At 66.8% G+C, this 15,445-nt stretch carries 12 protein-coding genes; 5 read left to right on the forward strand and 7 right to left on the reverse strand.

Going from position 1 to position 15,445, the window contains the following annotated elements; genetic code table 11:
* The first annotated feature begins 79 nt into the window (after positions 1–79).
* Both gyrB and EG885_RS09830 read left to right on the forward strand, forming a co-directional pair.
* Complete coding sequence (gene gyrB / locus EG885_RS09825) at positions 80–2,518, forward strand: DNA topoisomerase (ATP-hydrolyzing) subunit B (protein ID WP_131574306.1); 2,439 nt, start codon at positions 80–82, stop codon at positions 2,516–2,518.
* A 181-nt stretch (positions 2,519–2,699) separates the two neighbouring features.
* Positions 2,700–3,446, forward strand: coding sequence for an outer membrane protein (locus tag EG885_RS09830; RefSeq protein WP_131574307.1), 747 nt, complete (start codon positions 2,700–2,702; stop codon positions 3,444–3,446).
* Positions 3,447–3,497: 51 nt separating this feature from the next.
* Here EG885_RS09830 and pdeM read toward each other — a convergent pair whose 3' ends face one another.
* From pdeM to EG885_RS09865, 7 genes are all read right to left on the reverse strand, one after another.
* A complete protein-coding gene (pdeM, locus tag EG885_RS09835; RefSeq protein ID WP_131574308.1) occupies positions 3,498–4,187 on the reverse strand; it encodes a ligase-associated DNA damage response endonuclease PdeM in 690 nt (229 codons plus the stop codon).
* On the reverse strand, positions 4,184–6,559 hold the full coding sequence (locus EG885_RS09840) for a ligase-associated DNA damage response DEXH box helicase (RefSeq protein WP_131574309.1): 2,376 nt from the start codon (positions 6,557–6,559) through the stop codon (positions 4,184–4,186). The genes pdeM and EG885_RS09840 overlap by 4 nt, the downstream gene beginning before the upstream one ends.
* Complete coding sequence (locus tag EG885_RS09845; protein WP_131574310.1) at positions 6,556–8,106, reverse strand: cisplatin damage response ATP-dependent DNA ligase; 1,551 nt, start codon at positions 8,104–8,106, stop codon at positions 6,556–6,558. Before EG885_RS09845 ends, EG885_RS09840 begins: the two co-directional genes overlap by 4 nt.
* Positions 8,103–9,095, reverse strand: coding sequence for a ligase-associated DNA damage response exonuclease (locus tag EG885_RS09850; protein ID WP_131574341.1), 993 nt, complete (start codon positions 9,093–9,095; stop codon positions 8,103–8,105). The genes EG885_RS09845 and EG885_RS09850 overlap by 4 nt, the downstream gene beginning before the upstream one ends.
* A 112-nt stretch (positions 9,096–9,207) precedes the next feature.
* Positions 9,208–10,098, reverse strand: a complete 891-nt coding sequence (locus tag EG885_RS09855) for a DMT family transporter (protein ID WP_131574311.1) — start codon at positions 10,096–10,098, stop codon at positions 9,208–9,210.
* Between the two features lie 193 nt (positions 10,099–10,291).
* Entirely contained in the window at positions 10,292–10,591 is a 300-nt protein-coding gene (locus tag EG885_RS09860; RefSeq protein ID WP_131574342.1) for an HU family DNA-binding protein, read from the reverse strand.
* A 147-nt stretch (positions 10,592–10,738) separates the two neighbouring features.
* A complete protein-coding gene (locus tag EG885_RS09865) occupies positions 10,739–12,223 on the reverse strand; it encodes an AMP nucleosidase (RefSeq protein ID WP_131574312.1) in 1,485 nt (494 codons plus the stop codon).
* A gap of 95 nt (positions 12,224–12,318) precedes the next feature.
* On the opposite strand from EG885_RS09865, the gene EG885_RS09870 reads away from it, so the two are divergent.
* The 3 genes from EG885_RS09870 to EG885_RS09880 all read left to right on the forward strand — a co-directional run bounded on the left by EG885_RS09870 (position 12,319) and on the right by EG885_RS09880 (position 15,435).
* On the forward strand, positions 12,319–13,179 hold the full coding sequence (locus EG885_RS09870) for an SDR family oxidoreductase (RefSeq protein WP_131574313.1): 861 nt from the start codon (positions 12,319–12,321) through the stop codon (positions 13,177–13,179).
* Between the two features lie 63 nt (positions 13,180–13,242).
* The gene (locus EG885_RS09875; protein WP_131574314.1) at positions 13,243–14,466 is read left to right on the forward strand and encodes an FAD-dependent monooxygenase; all 1,224 of its coding nucleotides are present in this window, start codon (positions 13,243–13,245) and stop codon (positions 14,464–14,466) included.
* A gap of 57 nt (positions 14,467–14,523) precedes the next feature.
* A complete protein-coding gene (locus EG885_RS09880; protein WP_131574315.1) occupies positions 14,524–15,435 on the forward strand; it encodes a glutaminase in 912 nt (303 codons plus the stop codon).
* The last annotated feature ends 10 nt before the right edge of the window (positions 15,436–15,445 follow it).

Consider the following 15,445-nt stretch of genomic DNA (forward strand, 5'->3'; position numbering starts at 1 on the left):
GGCAAAAAACCCTGTCAAAGCCGTGACTTTGCCTGCCCAAGGGCCTATATCAGGGCATGATGAACAGGAAGCCCCGCGCATGACCGATACCGCCCCGCTGCCCGCCGAATATGGCGCCGATTCCATCAAGGTTCTCAAGGGGTTGGAGGCTGTGCGCAAGCGGCCCGGCATGTATATCGGGGATACCGATGACGGGTCCGGCCTGCATCACATGGTCTATGAGGTCGTCGATAACGGCATCGACGAGGCGCTTGGCGGCCATGCCGACTATGTGACGGTCATCATCCACAACGACAACAGCGTCAGCGTGCGCGACAACGGGCGCGGCATTCCCACCGACATCCATGTGGGCGAGGGCGTCAGCGCGGCCGAGGTCATCATGACCCAGCTGCATGCGGGCGGCAAATTCGACCAGAACAGCTATAAGGTGTCGGGCGGTCTGCACGGCGTCGGCGTGTCGGTCGTGAACGCGCTGTCCGACTGGCTGGAACTGCGGATCTGGCGCAACGGCAAGGAACATTTCGTCCGCTTCGAACATGGCGACACGGTCAGCCCGCTGGTCGTGGTCGGCGACGCGCCTCCGGGCGAAAAGGGGACCGAGGTGCGCTTCATGGCCTCGTCCAAGGTCACCTCGCCCGAGGGGACGTTCAGCAATGTCGATTACGTCTTCAAGACGCTGGAAAACCGCCTGCGCGAACTGGCCTTTCTGAACAGCGGTGTGCGCATCATTCTGGAAGACCGCCGTCATGCCGAATTGCAGAAATCCGAACTGTTCTACGAGGGCGGCGTCCGTGAATTCGTGAAATATCTGGACCGCTCGAAAACCCCGGTCATGCCCGAGCCGATCTTCATCACCGGCGAGAAAAACGGCATCACGGTGGAGGTCGCGATGTGGTGGAACGACAGCTATCACGAGACCGTGCTGCCATTCACCAACAACATCCCGCAGCGCGACGGCGGCACGCATATGGCGGGCTTTCGCGGCGCGCTGACCCGGGTGATCAACAATTACGCCCAGTCCAGCGGCATCGCAAAACGTGAAAAGGTCGATTTCACCGGCGACGATGCGCGCGAGGGGCTGACCTGCGTGCTGTCGGTCAAGGTGCCCGATCCCAAATTCTCCAGCCAGACCAAGGACAAGCTGGTCTCCAGTGAGGTGCGCCCGGCGGTCGAGGGGTTGGTCGGCGAAAAGCTGGCCGAATGGTTCGAGGAAAATCCCGGACAGGCCAAGGCCATCACCGGCAAGATCATCGAGGCCGCGCTGGCCCGCGAGGCGGCCCGCCGTGCGCGCGAACTGACGCGCCGCAAGACGGCGATGGATGTGGCCAGCCTGCCCGGCAAACTGGCCGATTGTCAGGAAAAAGACCCCTCGCTGTCCGAACTGTTCATCGTCGAGGGTGATTCGGCAGGCGGATCGGCCAAGCAGGGCCGGTCGCGGCAGAATCAGGCCGTGCTGCCCCTGCGCGGCAAGATCCTGAACGTGGAACGCGCGCGGTTCGACCGGATGCTGGGCAGCGACCAGATCGGCACGCTGATCACCGCGCTTGGCACCGGCATCGGGCGCGACGAATTCAGCCTGAAAAAGCTGCGTTACCACAAGATCGTCATCATGACCGACGCCGATGTCGATGGCGCGCATATCCGCACGTTGCTGCTGACGTTCTTCTTCCGCCAGATGCCCGAATTGATCGAGGGCGGGCATCTGTATATCGCGCAGCCGCCCTTGTACAAAGTCGGTCGGGGCCGGTCCGAGGTCTATCTGAAGAACGAGGCCGCGCTGGAGGAATATCTGATCCAGCAGGGCGTGGACGGCGCCGGTCTGCGCTTGGCCTCGGGCGAAGAAATCCGCGGTCTGGATCTGGCCCGCGTGGTCGAAGAGGCGCGTCAGGCCCGCCGCATCCTGCGGTCCTATCCGACGCATTACCCGCCCCATATCACCGAACAGGCGGCCATTGCAGGCGCGCTGATGCCGGGACGCATCGATCAGGACGCGCAGGCCGTTGCCAATGACATCGCCGCCCGTCTGGACATGATCGCCGAGGAATATGAACGTGGATGGCAGGGCCGTCCCACGCAGGACGCGGGCATCCGCCTGTCGCGCACCCTGCGCGGCGTCGAGGAAAACCGCACGCTGGACGGCCAGATGCTGCGCAGCGGCGAAAGCCGCAGGTTGGGGGAAATGACGCAGGCGCTGCAGGACATCTATGGCAAGCCCGCGCGCCTGATCCGCAAGGATCGCGACCAGCCGATCCACGGACCTCTGGGGCTGCTGCAGGCGATCTTCCTGGAAGGTGAAAAGGGCCTGTCGCTGCAACGCTACAAGGGGCTGGGCGAGATGAATCCCGAACAGCTGTGGGAAACCACGCTGGATCCGGTCGCGCGCACCATGCTGCAGGTCCGGATCGAGGACGTGGCCGAGGCCGAGGATCTGTTCACCAAGCTGATGGGCGACGTGGTCGAACCGCGCCGCGAATTCATCCAGCAGAATGCGCTGAACGTCGAAAATCTGGATACCTGACCCGAGACGACCGGGGCACCCGTCCCGGTTGTTGCATAAAGCCCACGCGTGTGGACCAAATTGTTCTGTTTTGGCCGCTTCCTTTGATGGGGCGGGCAAATTATGCAATTATACGGCAAGATCATTTCAATTGTCCGGGCCACCTCCCCCCCTCTGGGCCCGCCGCGTCAGGAGTACGTTCATGTCCGTCAAATCCTTCCTTTCCGCCTGCACCGCCGCCGTCGCTCTGACCTCGGGCACCGCCATGGCCGGTGGCGTCATCGCGCCCGTCATCGACGTGGCCCCGATCGAGGTCACCCAGGTTCCCGTCGCCGGTGCATGGCAGGGTGCCTATGCCGGTGGTTCGCTCGGCTATATCTTTGGCGCCGAGGATCAGGTGGGCCTGGCGCCCTTTATCGGCGGCGTTGCCGGTCCGCGCGGAACCGGTCTGGGCGATCTGGACATCTCGGGCGCCACGGCGGGCGTGCATGTCGGCTATCGCTGGCAGCGTGATCGTTGGGTCTTTGGTCCCGAACTGGGCGTCGAGGTCGGCTCGGTCGATGCCAACATCTCGAACACCTTCGCCGGTGTGCCTTTCGACATGGAAGCCGATATGCAGAACATCGTCACGCTGGTCATGAAGACCGGCTATGCCGTTGATCCGCAAACGCTGGTCTATGGTACCTTCGGCATCGCCCGTGGCGATTTCGACTACGAGCTGAGCACCCCCGCTGGTTCTTTCAAGGACAGCTTCACCACCACCGGCGTCGCCGCCGGTCTGGGCGTGGAGCGTATGGTCCGCGACAACCTGTCGGTGTTTGCCGAATACCAGTACCGCGATCTGGGCAACGAGACTGTCACGTTTGACGTCGCGCCCGGCACGACGATCGACAGCGGCGCCAGCACCGCGCACAGCACGATCAAAGTCGGCGCGAACTTCCAGTTCTGATCCGATCACCATCAGGGAAAAGGGCCGGTGCATCACGCACCGGCCCTTTTTTCATGCCCGCCGCATGGTCGCGGACCGCGCCCCCGGACGGGCGCGGGTCATTCCCACCGGCACTGGCAGGGCGCGCGTACCGCAGGCGATGGCCAGACCCTGCGGGACCAGCGCCGACAGGGCGCGATCCTCGACCAGCAAACCGCCGGTATAGGCGCCGAAGGCGGGCAGGATCAGATGATCGCGGCCGACCAGAAAGCAGCGCCGCCGCTGACCGGCCAGCCGGATGCAGGGGTGATAGTGCCCCGAGACATCCGGCCCCGCGCCCGCCTGATGGCGCAGCGTCAGGCCGTCCTGCAGCTGATCCGCCGCCTCTCCGGGCAGGCGGGGAAAGATCGCGGCGGGATCGTGATTGCCGCTGACCCAGATCCAGCGGCGCCCCTGCGCCAGCGCGCGCAGCCGGTCGCAGACCGCGTCGGGCAGGCCCCGGCCCGCTGCATCATCGTCGAACCCGTCGCCCAGACTGATCACGACCGCCGGATCGGTGGCCGCGATCTCGGCCTGCAACCGGTCCAGCGTGGCCTCGGTCTCATAGGGGGGCAGCAGGGGGCCGCCGCGCCGGGCCATGCGTTCGGATTTGCCCAGATGCAGGTCGGCCACGACCAGCCAGCGCCGCGCGGGCCAATAAAGCGCACCCGAGGCCTGCGCCTGCAACCGCTGGCCGTCGAAATCGAAAAGGTGGAACGTCACGAAAGCCCTGCCTCTGCCATCAATGCCGCAGCCTCCGCCTCGGCCAGCCGTTCGCGGCCCTGACCGGCGATGGGCACGCGCCCGACCTCCAGCAGCAGCGGCGCGGCCAGGGGAGAGACGCGGTCCAGCATCCGATGATCGAACCCGTCCGTGCGGTCCAGCATCTCCTCGATCCGGCCGAAATCCACAAGGCCCCGCCGCGCCTCGTCGGCGGTGATGCGCAGCATCAGATGGTCGGGGTCGTATTTGCGCAGCGTATCATACAGGATATCGCTGGAAAACGTCGCCTGACGCCCGGATTTGCGCTGGCCGGGCAGGTTGCGCTGGATCAGCCCGCCGATGGTCGCCACGGTGCGGAAACTGCGCTTCATCACCGCATTGCTGGCCAGCCAGTCGCCAAGCCCCTCGCGCAGGCCCGCGCGGTCCAGCAGCGGCGCGGGATCGCTCACCGGGTCCAGCGACCAGATCAGCAGCGCATAATCGGTGGCCAGAAAGCCCAGGGGGGCCAGTCCCGCCTCTTCCATCAGGCGGGTCATCAGCAGGCCGAGGGTCTGCAGGGCATTGCGTCCCGCGAACCCGTAGAGCGCGACATGCCATCGGCCCTGATGGGGAAATGTCTCGCTGACCAGCATGCCGGGGCGGGGCAGCACGCTGACACGGACCTGCAGGGCAAGCCAGTCGCGGGTATGGGCGGGCAGGCCCGCATGGGCGGCGGGGTCGCCGATCAGCGCCAGCACCCGATGCGACAGCTGGGTCGAGGTCGCCAGCTTCATCCCCGAAAACACCGCGATCTTGGGTTCCTTCGCGGGCTGTTTCGTCACCTCGACCACCATGTCGCGCAAGCGGTCATAGCGGACGGTCTGCCCGCCGATCAGAAAGGTGTCACCCGGCGCCAGCGTGGCGGCGAAACTTTCCTCGACCTCGCCCAAGGGCGCGCCGCCGCGCCCGTGATAGCGGACCTTGAGCATTTCCGCCTCGACGATGGTGCCGATGTTCATGCGCAGATCGCGGGCCACGCGCGGATCGCGCAGGCGCCACAAGCCGTCGCGCTGCATCAGGCGCTGCCAGCGGTCATAGGCGCGCAGCGCGTATCCCCCCGTCGCCGCGAAATCCAGACAGGCATCGAAGTCGGCGCGCGTCAGCCCCGCATAGGGGCCGCTGCCCGCCACTTCGGCAAACAGCGCATCCGCATCGAACGGCCCCGCGCAGGCGGTCAGCAGGATATGCTGGCACAGCACGTCCAAGGGGCCGGGGCCGCGATCGTCGCCATCCAGATCGCGGTCGCGCACGGCCTGCAGGGCGGCCACGCATTCGATCACCTCGAACCGGTTGGCGGGCACGATCCGCGCCCGGCTTGGCGCGTTATAGCGGTGGTTCGCCCGCCCGATCCGCTGCACCAGCCGCTTGACGTTCTTTGGTGCGCCGACCTGAATGACCAGATCGACCGCGCCCCAGTCTATGCCCAGATCCAGAGAACCGGTCGCCACGACGGCGCGCAATTGCCCTGCCGCCATCGCGGCCTCGGTCCGGGCGCGGGCTTCTCGTGACAGGCTGCCGTGATGCAGACCGATGGGCAGGTTGTCGTCATTGGCAGCCCACAGGGCCTGAAAGAACAGCTCGGCCTGCGCGCGGGTGTTGATGAAGATGATCGTGGTGTTGGCGGCGGCGACCGCGGCCAGAACCTCGGGGATGGCATGATGCCCGCCCGCGCCGGACCATGGCGGCGGTTTCGCCGTCGCCAGCATCGCGATGTCGGGATCGGGGCCGGGATCGGCATGGATGATCCGGGCGCCGCCCATGAAGCGGGCCAGCCGCGCAGGGTCTTCCACGGTCGCCGACAGGCCGGTCACGATCACCCCCGGCGCCAGCGCGCGCAGCCGCGACAAGGCCAGCATCAGCTGATCGCCGCGCTTGTTTTCGGCCAGCGCGTGCAATTCGTCCAGCACCACCCGGCGCAGCCCGCCAAAGATCGCGGGCGCCTGTTCATAGGACAGCATCAGCGCCAGCGATTCGGGTGTGGTCAGCAGGATGTCGGGCGGATCGACCTTTTGCCGCGCCCGCTGGCTGGGCTTGGTGTCGCCGGTGCGATCCTCGATGCGGATGGCCAGCCCCAGATCCGCCACGGGCCGCGACAGGTTGCGCGCGATATCCGCCGTCAGGGCCTTGAGGGGCGAGACATAGAGCGTGTGCATCCCCCGATGCGGCGCGGTCAGATCGACCAGAGAGGGCAGGAACCCCGCCAGCGTCTTGCCGCCCCCGGTGGGCGCGATCAGCAGGCTGTCGCTGTTGGCCGCCAACAGGTCCAGCTGATGGGGATGGGGCTGCCAGCCCTGCCGCGCGAACCAGTCCTGAAAGGCCGGGGGCAGGGTCACGGGATCATGTCTTTCAGCGTTTCCAGCCGGTCGGCCTCGGCTGCCGGTTTGTCCCACCGGATGCGGCTGATGCGGGGAAAGCGCATGGCGACGCCGGATTTGTGGCGGGGCGAGGCGTTCAGGCCTTCGAACGCGACCTCCAGCACCAGCTTGGGCGCGACTGACCGAACCGGGCCGAATCGTTCTGTGGTGTTGTTCCTGACGAACCGGTCCAATTCCCGCAGCTCTTCATCGGTGAAGCCGAAATAGGCCTTGCCAACCGGGACCAGCGCCGCGCCATCCCACAGACCGAAGGTGAAATCGCTGTAGAAACCCGACCTTTTCCCATGCCCGCGCTGCGCGTACAGCATCACGGCATCGACGACCATCGGATCGCGTTTCCATTTGAACCACGGCCCGCGCGGGCGCCCGCCGAGATAAGGGCTGTCGCGGCGCTTGATCATCACGCCCTCGATCACGATGCTGGGGGGATCGGCGCGCAAGGTGGCCAGATCGTCCCATGACGCAAAGGGCAACAGCGGCGACAGATCGATCCGGTCGCTGCCGAAATCGGCGGTCTGGATGATCGCGCGGCGGTCCTGATGCGGCAGGTCGCGCAGATCGCGCCCCTGCCAGATCATCGCGTCATAGACCCGCAGGGCCGCCGGATGGCTGTCCAGCATCGCCCGGCCCACGATCTTGCGGCCAAGCCGCTTTTGCAGATCGCCAAAGGGGGCGACATCGGCGCCCCGGCGCACCAACAATTCGCCATCGACCGCGCCGTCGAAATTCAGCGCCTCAAGCAGGTCGGGAAAGGCTGTGCCCAGATCCTCGCCGGTGCGGGAATAGAGCTTTCGCGTGCCGCCATCGTTGATCGCCTGCACGCGGATGCCGTCCCATTTCCATTCCGCCACATACAGCGCCGGATCAAAGGCCCGCAGCTGATCCAGATCGACCGGCGTGGACAGCATGACGGGCCGAAAGGGCGCCAGCGCCGCATGTTCGGGGCGCGTGCCGCCCGCGATCCAGTCGAAGAGCGGCTGATAGGGGGGCGTCAGGCCATGCCAGATCTCCTCGATATCCTTGACCTGCGGTTCGCCCATCTCGGCCAGCGCGATGCGGGCCATGCGGGCCGACAGGCCGACGCGCATATTGCCCGTCGCCAGCTTGAGGAAGGCCAGACGTTGCGACGCGCCAAGCCGGTCCAGCATCGCGGTGATCGCAGCGGGCAGGCCCGCGCGCCCGGTGCCCGACAACAGATCGACCGCCTCGCGCAGGGGCACATCCTCATCCGCGTCGCTGTCCCACAGCAGGGCGATGGTTTCGGCCAGATCGCCCACGAAATCATAGGACATGGCGAAGAGCTGCGCGTCGATCCGTTCGGCCATCAACCCGCGCAACAGGCCGGGCGTGACCGCCCGCAGGCTCAGGTCGCCGGTCAGCGCGGCCAGAGCATAGCCGCGATCGGGGTCCGGGGTCTGTTCCAGATAATGCCGCAGCAGCCGCAGCTTTGCATTGCGCGCGGCGGTAAAGGCCAGCCGTTCTAGCAGATGGGCGAAAGCCTTCATTCCGGCTCGTCCTCGTATCCCACCAGCCGCAAGGGGCGGGACACGATGCCCTGCAATTCGCACCAGCGCATCAGCCCGTCTTCGGTGCCATGGGTGATCCAGACCTCGGACGGGGCCAGTTCAAGGATCGTCTGCGTGACCTGCGGCCAATCCACATGGTCGGAGATGACCAGCGGCAGTTCCACCCCGCGCTGGCGGGCGCGGGCGCGCACGGTCATCCACCCGGAGGCAAAGCCGATCACCGGATCGCTGAACCGCTGCACCCATGCGCTGGCAAATGCCGATGGCGGCGCGATGACCAGCTGCGCATCGACCCGGCTGGCCGTCGCGGGGATCAGCGGGCCAAGGTCGATCCCCTGTTCGACATGATAATCGCACAGCCGTTGCAAGGCACCGTGGATGGCGATGGGACCGTCGATGCCCGCCTGACGGGCCAGCGCGATCACCCGCTGCGCCTTGCCAAGCGCATAGGCGCCGATCAGATGCGGGCGTTCGGGAAATTCGGCCATGCTGGCGATCAGGCGGGTCATCTCGGCCAGCGGATCGGGGTGTCGGAACACCGGCAGGCCAAAGGTCGCCTCGGTCACGAAAATGTCGCAGGGCACGGGTTCATAAGGCGCGCAGACCGGGTTCGCGGCCCGGCAGTAATCGCCCGAGACGACGATCTTCGGCCCCCTGTCCGGCATCACCGCGATCTGGGCCGAGCCGAGGATATGCCCCGCCGGATGAAAGCTGACCTGCACATCGCCGATCCGTGCCACGCCATCCGCCACCTGCCGATGGGCGGTAAAATCCTCGCCATAGCGGATCGCCATGATCTCCAGCGTTTGGCGGGTGGCCATGACCGCGCCATGGCCCGCGCGGGCGTGATCGCCATGGCCGTGGGTGATCAGCGCGCGGGGAACCGGGCGGGTGGGGTCGATATGGAAATCGCCGGGCGGGCAGTAAAGCCCGGCCTCGGTCGGGTGCAGGATCTGGTCGGCGCGCATGGGACCACTCTGGCCAGAGTTGCGGGACATTCAACGCGGCATCGCACCGCCCCGGTCAACGCCGCGCAATGGGCTTGGGGTCCGTCGGCCGGCGGGCTTCAGCCGGAGCCCGTCAGCTGGGAGGAGGGCGCTTGACCGGCGGCGCCTTGGACAGTTGCACCGCCAGAATGCCCGCCATGATGATCGCCACCCCGATCACATCTCCCGCGCCCAGGTCCTCGCCCAGCAGCAGGGCGGCGGTGGCCACGCCGAAGAACGGCGTCAGGAAATGAAACGTCGCCGCCCGCACTGCGCCGATCCGGCCGACCAGCAGGAACCACACCCAGGTCGCCAGCAGCCCCGGCACGATCACCGTGTACAGGAACGCGACGATCAGACGGGGGGTATAGGTGACGGCCCAATCCTCGAACCACGGGGCGATCAGGCCAAGGGTGACGGCGCCGACCAGCATCTGCAGACCGACGATCATCATCACATTGCCGCCCGAACTGGCGCCGCGCACGGTCAGCGTGGCCACCGCCAGCGCCAGGGCTGCAACAAAGCACATTGCGATGCCGGTCAGGTCGCTGCCGCCTTGCAGCCGCGCGCCCATGATGATCGCGACGCCCAGAACGCCAAGCGCCAACCCCGCGACGCCCATCGGACGCAGCCGTTCGCCCATCAGCGTCCAGCCCAGAAACGCCACCAGCAGCGGCATGGTCGCCGCGATGATCGAGGCGAGGCCTGCCTCGATCCATTGCATGGCGGTCCAGTTCAGCCCCAGATACAGCGCGTTCTGGCACAGCCCCAAAATCACCACGGCGCGCCATTGCGCGCGCGTCAGCCCCCGCCAGCTTTGCCCCATCGCCAGCGCGATCGCCACGCCGATGCCCCCCGACAGCGCAAAGCGCAGCGCCAGCGACAGCAGCGGCGGCGCTTCGGTCACGATCATCCGGGTCGAGGTAAAGGCAGAGGCCCACATCACCGCAAAGCCAAAGCCCATCAAAAGCGCACGAATATCCATGGCAGGGGGCCTTTCTTGCAGGTGATGCAAAATGGCTAGCAGAGCGTTTCCGCCGCGGAAAGCCGCGAATGCAGGGCAGGCGCGGAAAATCCCCGAATGCAGGGCGTTGCCTGGCGCGTGGCCGACGGGCGCCATGAAAAAGGGGCCGTGCCCGAAGGCACGACCCCGATCTTGTCATCGTGTCAGGCGGGGATCAGCTGTTGACGCTGTCTTTCAGAGCCTTGGCAATGGTGAACTTGACCTGCTTGTCAGCGGGTTTGGTCATCATTTCCTGGGTCTGCGGATTGCGGACCTGACGCTCGGGGCGTGCGCGGCAGGCGATCTTGCCAAGGCCGGGCAGGGTGACCGCGCCGCCACCGGCGACTTCGCGGGTCACGACCGCCACGATCGCGTCCAGCGCGGCCGTGGCCGATTTCTTGTCCGAGCCCATTTCTTCGGCGATCGTCGCCACCAGCTGGGTTTTGGTCATCGGTTTTGCAGCAGCCGTAGCCATGGTCTGTCTCCTCTTGCCCTGTTCCGACGGGCCCACAAATTGCGCCTTTTGCGGCATAAAGCCTGCTACACACGGTTTTGACCGGCAGATCAAGCCTTTTTCGCCCGACACGCGAAAACCCGCGTTTGCTGGCGTTTTGTCGCCACGTTACAGGAATGCCGTCTCGGTAAAGGATCGCAGCTTGCGCGAATGGATCCGTTCCAGAGGCATGTCGCGCAGTTTCTCCATCGCGCGGATTCCGATCAGCAGGTGATTGGCGACCTGTGTGCGATAGAAATCGGTCGCCATGCCGGGCAGCTTCAGCTCTCCGTGCAAAGGCTTGTCGCTGACGCACAGCAACGTGCCATAGGGCACCCGGAACCGGAACCCGTTGGCGGCGATCGTGGCGCTTTCCATGTCCAGCGCCACGGCGCGCGACAGCGACAGGCGGTGAACCGGGCCGGACTGGTCGCGCAATTCCCAGTTGCGGTTGTCGATGGTGGCGACGGTGCCGGTGCGCATGATGCGCTTCAGCTCGTATCCCTCAAGCTGCGTGACCTCGGCCACGGCCTCTTGCAGGGCGACCTGCACCTCGGCCAAGGCCGGGATCGGCACCCAGACCGGCAGGTCGTCGTCCAGCACGTGATCCTCTCGCAGATAGGCATGGGCCAGCACGAAATCGCCAAGCGACTGGCTGTTCCTGAGACCCGCGCAATGCCCGACCATCAGCCAGACATGCGGGCGCAGGACGGCGATATGGTCGGTGGCGGTCTTGGCGTTGGACGGTCCCACGCCGATATTGACCAGCGTGATGCCCTGCCCACCGGCCCGCTTGAGGTGATAGGTCGGCATTTGCGGCATCTTGGACAGCGGCGTGATCTGCCCGTCCGCCTGTTCGATCTGCTGGTTGCCGGGCGCGACGAAGGCGGTATAGCCCAGATCCGGGTCCGACAGGACGCGGCGGGCAAAAGCCTCGAATTCGTCGACATAGAACTGATAGTTGGTGAACAGCACGAAGTTCTGGAAATGCTCGGGCGCGGTGGCGGTGTAATGGGCCAGACGGGCCAGCGAATAATCGACGCGCTGCGCGGTAAAGGCGGCCAGATGCTGGCTGCCATCGGCCATCGGACCGGCCACGCCATTGACGATATCGTCGTTCATCGTGGACAGGTCGGGCACGTCGAAGACATCGCGCAGGCTGAAATCCAGAACGCCTTCCTGCGGCACGGCCAGATCGCTTTGCGCGGCCACGGCAAAATGCACCGGCATCGGGGTCTGGGACAGGCCGATGCTGACCGGGACGCCGTGATTCTTGACCAACAGGCCCAGCTGTTCGACCAGATAGTTCTGGAACAGGTCGGGCCGGGTGATCGTGGCGGCATAGACGCCCGGCGCCACGACATGGCCAAAGGACAGGCGGCTGTCGATCTTGCCATGCGTCGGCACGGTCAGCCGCACCTCGGGGTAGAAGGCGCGATAGCGGGCCTGCGGGGCGGCGCCTTCCAGGATGCGGCTGAAATGGCCCAGCAGAAAGCCGGTGGCGGAATCGTAAAGCGCCCGCAGATGGGCGACGGCCTGCGCCGCATCAGTGAAATCGCGGCGTGGCTGGGGGTCTGGGGTCTGGACCGGCAGAAAGCGGGAATCCGTTGTCATGGGGCGATGTCCTTGTGGTTGCACCGACCCTGCCAGCGCGGGCTGCGGCAGGCAAGTCTCTGGCGCCGCCCGGCCGGGGCAGTTACGGTGGGGTCATGAAAATGCTTGTCTTTGGTCATGGTTATTCCGCCGGTTATCTGACGCCCCTGTTGCGGGCCCGGGGCTGGGACGTCACCGGCACCACCCGCGGCGATCCAGACCGCGTGGCGGCCTGTGGCGCCACCCCCCTGCTGTGGCCGGGGCAAGAGGATGAGGTCCGCGCCGCCATCCCCGGCGCCGATGCGATCCTGATCTCGGCCGCGCCGACCGAGGCGGGCGATCCGGTGCTGGAGGCGTTTCGCAACGAGCTGACCCGCGCCCGGCTGCGCTGGCTGGGCTATCTGTCCACGACCGGAGTCTATGGCGACCGCCAGGGCGGTTGGGTGGACGAGGACAGCGCGTTGGACGGGTCCGGGCCCCGCGGTCAGGCCCGCATCCGGGCCGAGGCCGACTGGCGGGCGCTGGCCACAGCGCATGGGCTGCCGCTGCACATCTTCCGGCTGGCGGGGATCTATGGCCCCGGACGCGGCCCGTTCCAGAAGGTCCGCGACGGCACCGCGCGGCGGATCATCAAGCCCGGTCAGGTGTTCTCGCGCATCCATGTCGAGGATATCGCGCAGGTTCTGCTGGCCTCGATCGACGCGCCGGCGCCGGTGGGCATTTACAATGTCTGCGACAACGATCCGGCACCGCCGCAGGATGTGATCGCCCATGCGGCGGAATTGCTGGGCCTGCCGGTCCCGCCCGCGCTACCCTTCGATCAGGCGCCCATGTCGCCGATGGCGCGGTCCTTTTATGGCGACAGCAAACGGGTCAGGAATGACCGCATCATCCGCGATCTGGGGGTGCGGCTGCGCTATCCCGATTATCGCAGCGGTCTGGCCGCCTTGCTGAAGGCCGAGGGCTCGGGTGAATGACGGGCGGGGCATGAGGCCGCGCGCCGCATTGCCTTTGCCCATGCCCCGTGCATTGATCCGGCCATGACATATGAATTCGACGTTCTGATTGCCGGGGGCGGGCTGAATGGCCCCACATTGGCGCTGGCGCTGGCCGGGGCCGGTCTGTCCGTGGCCGTGGTCGATCCGCGCGCCGCCACCGTGCGGTCGGGCGAGGGGTTCGACGGGCGCGCCTATGCGCTGGCGCTGGCCTCGGTCCGGTTGCTGAAGGCGCTGAATCTGTGGGACGGGCTGGCGGGCGACAGCCAGCCGATCCGTCAGGTCAAGGCCGCGCAGGGCCAGCCGGGCGAAGGCGCGGCCCCGTTCTTTCTGCATTTCGACGCCGCCGAGACCGAGGATGGCGCCCTTGGGCAGATGCTGGAGGACCGGTTTCTGTCCCGCGCCCTGATGGACGCGATGGCGGGCAAGGTCACCCATCTGCCGGGACTGTCGGTCACCGGCCATCAGCCCGGCCCGGCGGGGGTGTCGGTGACCCTGTCGGACGGGCGGCAGGTGACGGCGCGTCTGCTGGTCGGCGCGGATGGGCGCGGTTCCGGCGTCGCCCGGCGCGCGGGCATCCGTCGGCAAGGCTGGGATTACGGCCAGACCGCGCTGGTCGCGGCCATCGACCACGACCTGCCCCATCACGGCATCGCGCATCAGCTGTTCATGGCGACCGGGCCGCTGGCGATCCTGCCGCTGCCGGGCGACCGCTCCAGCGTGGTGTGGTCGGAAACGCGGGCCAATGCGGCGGCGATCGCGGCGCTGGATGACGCGGATTTCCTGTCGGTCCTGCGGCCCCGCTTTGGCGATTTTCTGGGCGGGTTGCGGCTGGCCGGGCCGCGATTCAGCTATCCTCTCAGCCTGTCGCTGGCGGAACGCTATGCGGCGCCGCGCGTGGTGCTGATCGGGGATGCGGCGCATGGCGTGCATCCGGTTGCGGGGCAGGGGCTGAACCTTGGCCTGCGCGATGTCGCGGCCCTGGCCGAGGTGCTGGTCGGCGCCGCCCGGCGAGGCGAGGATATCGGCAGCGATCTGGTGCTGGAACGCTATCAGGGCTGGCGGCGCCATGACGCCACCGTGCTGGCCCTTGGCATGGATGGGGTGAACCGGCTGTTCGGCACCGACAATGCGCTGGTCTCGGGTCTGCGGGGCTTGGGCATGGGGATCGTCTCGGCGCTACCGGGGCTGCGGCGCGGCTTCATGCGGCAGGCGGCGGGGCTGTCGGTCGATCCGATGCCGCGCCTGTTGCAGGGGCGCGCGCTTTAGCGGCTGGCCCGGCGCGCGGTTTCGCGTCATAGGGGTGCGGGCAACCCGGGGGGCGCCATGAGCTTGGATCAATTCCTGCAGGATCTGGACCGTGACATCCGCGACCGCGCCGAATGGGGCGCGGTGGCCGACTACATCCCCGAACTGGGCCGGATCGACCCGGCGCAATTCGGCATCGCCGTGGCCTTGGCCGACGGGCAGGTGTTGACGGCGGGGCAGGCCCGGACGGGCTTTTCCATCCAATCGGTCAGCAAGGTTTTTGCGCTGGCCTGCGTGCTGGGCCGGATCGGCGAACAGCTGTGGCTGCGCGTGGGGCGCGAGCCGTCCGGCGACCGCTTCGATTCGATCCTGCTGCTGGAACAGGAAAAGGGCCGGCCCCGCAATCCCTTTATCAATGCCGGCGCGCTGGTCGTCACCGACGAGATGCTGACCGGCCGCAGCCCGCAGCAGGCCTTGGCCGAGGTTCTGGGATTCGTGCGCGCCGCCGCGGGCGATGACGCCATCCATATCGACAAGGCCGTCGCCCGGTCCGAGGCCCGCACCGGGCACAGGAACACCGCGCTGGCCCATTACCTGCGCAGCTTTGGCAATCTGAAGGCGCCGCCGGACCATGTGCTGGGCACCTATGTCCATCAATGCGCCATCGAGATGAGCTGCGTGCAGCTGGCCCGGGCGGGCCGGGTGATTGCCGGGCTGGATTGCGCGCCGACGCTGCTGTCGAAGGTCAAGCAGCGACGGATCAACGCGCTGATGATGACCTGCGGGCAATATGACGGATCGGGGAATTTCGCGTTCCGCGTCGGCATGCCCGCAAAGTCGGGGGTGGGCGGCGGGCTGCTGGTCATCGCGCCGGGCAAGGCATCCATTGCGATCTGGTCGCCGGGGCTGGATGGCTGGGGCAATTCGCAGATGGGCACCCTGGCCGCCGAGCGGCTGGCCGAGTTCACCGGCTGGTCGGTCTTTGGCTGAGAGGCCGCAA

This window comes from Paracoccus nototheniae, from assembly GCF_004335005.1.
Lineage (GTDB): Bacteria > Pseudomonadota > Alphaproteobacteria > Rhodobacterales > Rhodobacteraceae > Paracoccus > Paracoccus nototheniae.

Excerpts from the sequence above, each read along its gene's own strand:
- gyrB (WP_131574306.1), top strand. The coding sequence starts at position 80 with ATGACCGATACCGCCCCGCTGCCCGCCGAATATGGCGCCGATTCCATC.
- EG885_RS09830 (WP_131574307.1), top strand. The coding sequence starts at position 2,700 with ATGTCCGTCAAATCCTTCCTTTCCGCCTGCACCGCCGCCGTCGCTCTG.
- EG885_RS09845 (WP_131574310.1), bottom strand. The coding sequence starts at position 8,106 with ATGAAGGCTTTCGCCCATCTGCTAGAACGGCTGGCCTTTACCGCCGCG.
- EG885_RS09850 (WP_131574341.1), bottom strand. The coding sequence starts at position 9,095 with ATGCGCGCCGACCAGATCCTGCACCCGACCGAGGCCGGGCTTTACTGC.
- EG885_RS09855 (WP_131574311.1), bottom strand. The coding sequence starts at position 10,098 with ATGGATATTCGTGCGCTTTTGATGGGCTTTGGCTTTGCGGTGATGTGG.
- EG885_RS09860 (WP_131574342.1), bottom strand. The coding sequence starts at position 10,591 with ATGGCTACGGCTGCTGCAAAACCGATGACCAAAACCCAGCTGGTGGCG.
- EG885_RS09865 (WP_131574312.1), bottom strand. The coding sequence starts at position 12,223 with ATGACAACGGATTCCCGCTTTCTGCCGGTCCAGACCCCAGACCCCCAG.
- EG885_RS09870 (WP_131574313.1), top strand. The coding sequence starts at position 12,319 with ATGAAAATGCTTGTCTTTGGTCATGGTTATTCCGCCGGTTATCTGACG.
- EG885_RS09875 (WP_131574314.1), top strand. The coding sequence starts at position 13,243 with ATGACATATGAATTCGACGTTCTGATTGCCGGGGGCGGGCTGAATGGC.
- EG885_RS09880 (WP_131574315.1), top strand. The coding sequence starts at position 14,524 with ATGAGCTTGGATCAATTCCTGCAGGATCTGGACCGTGACATCCGCGAC.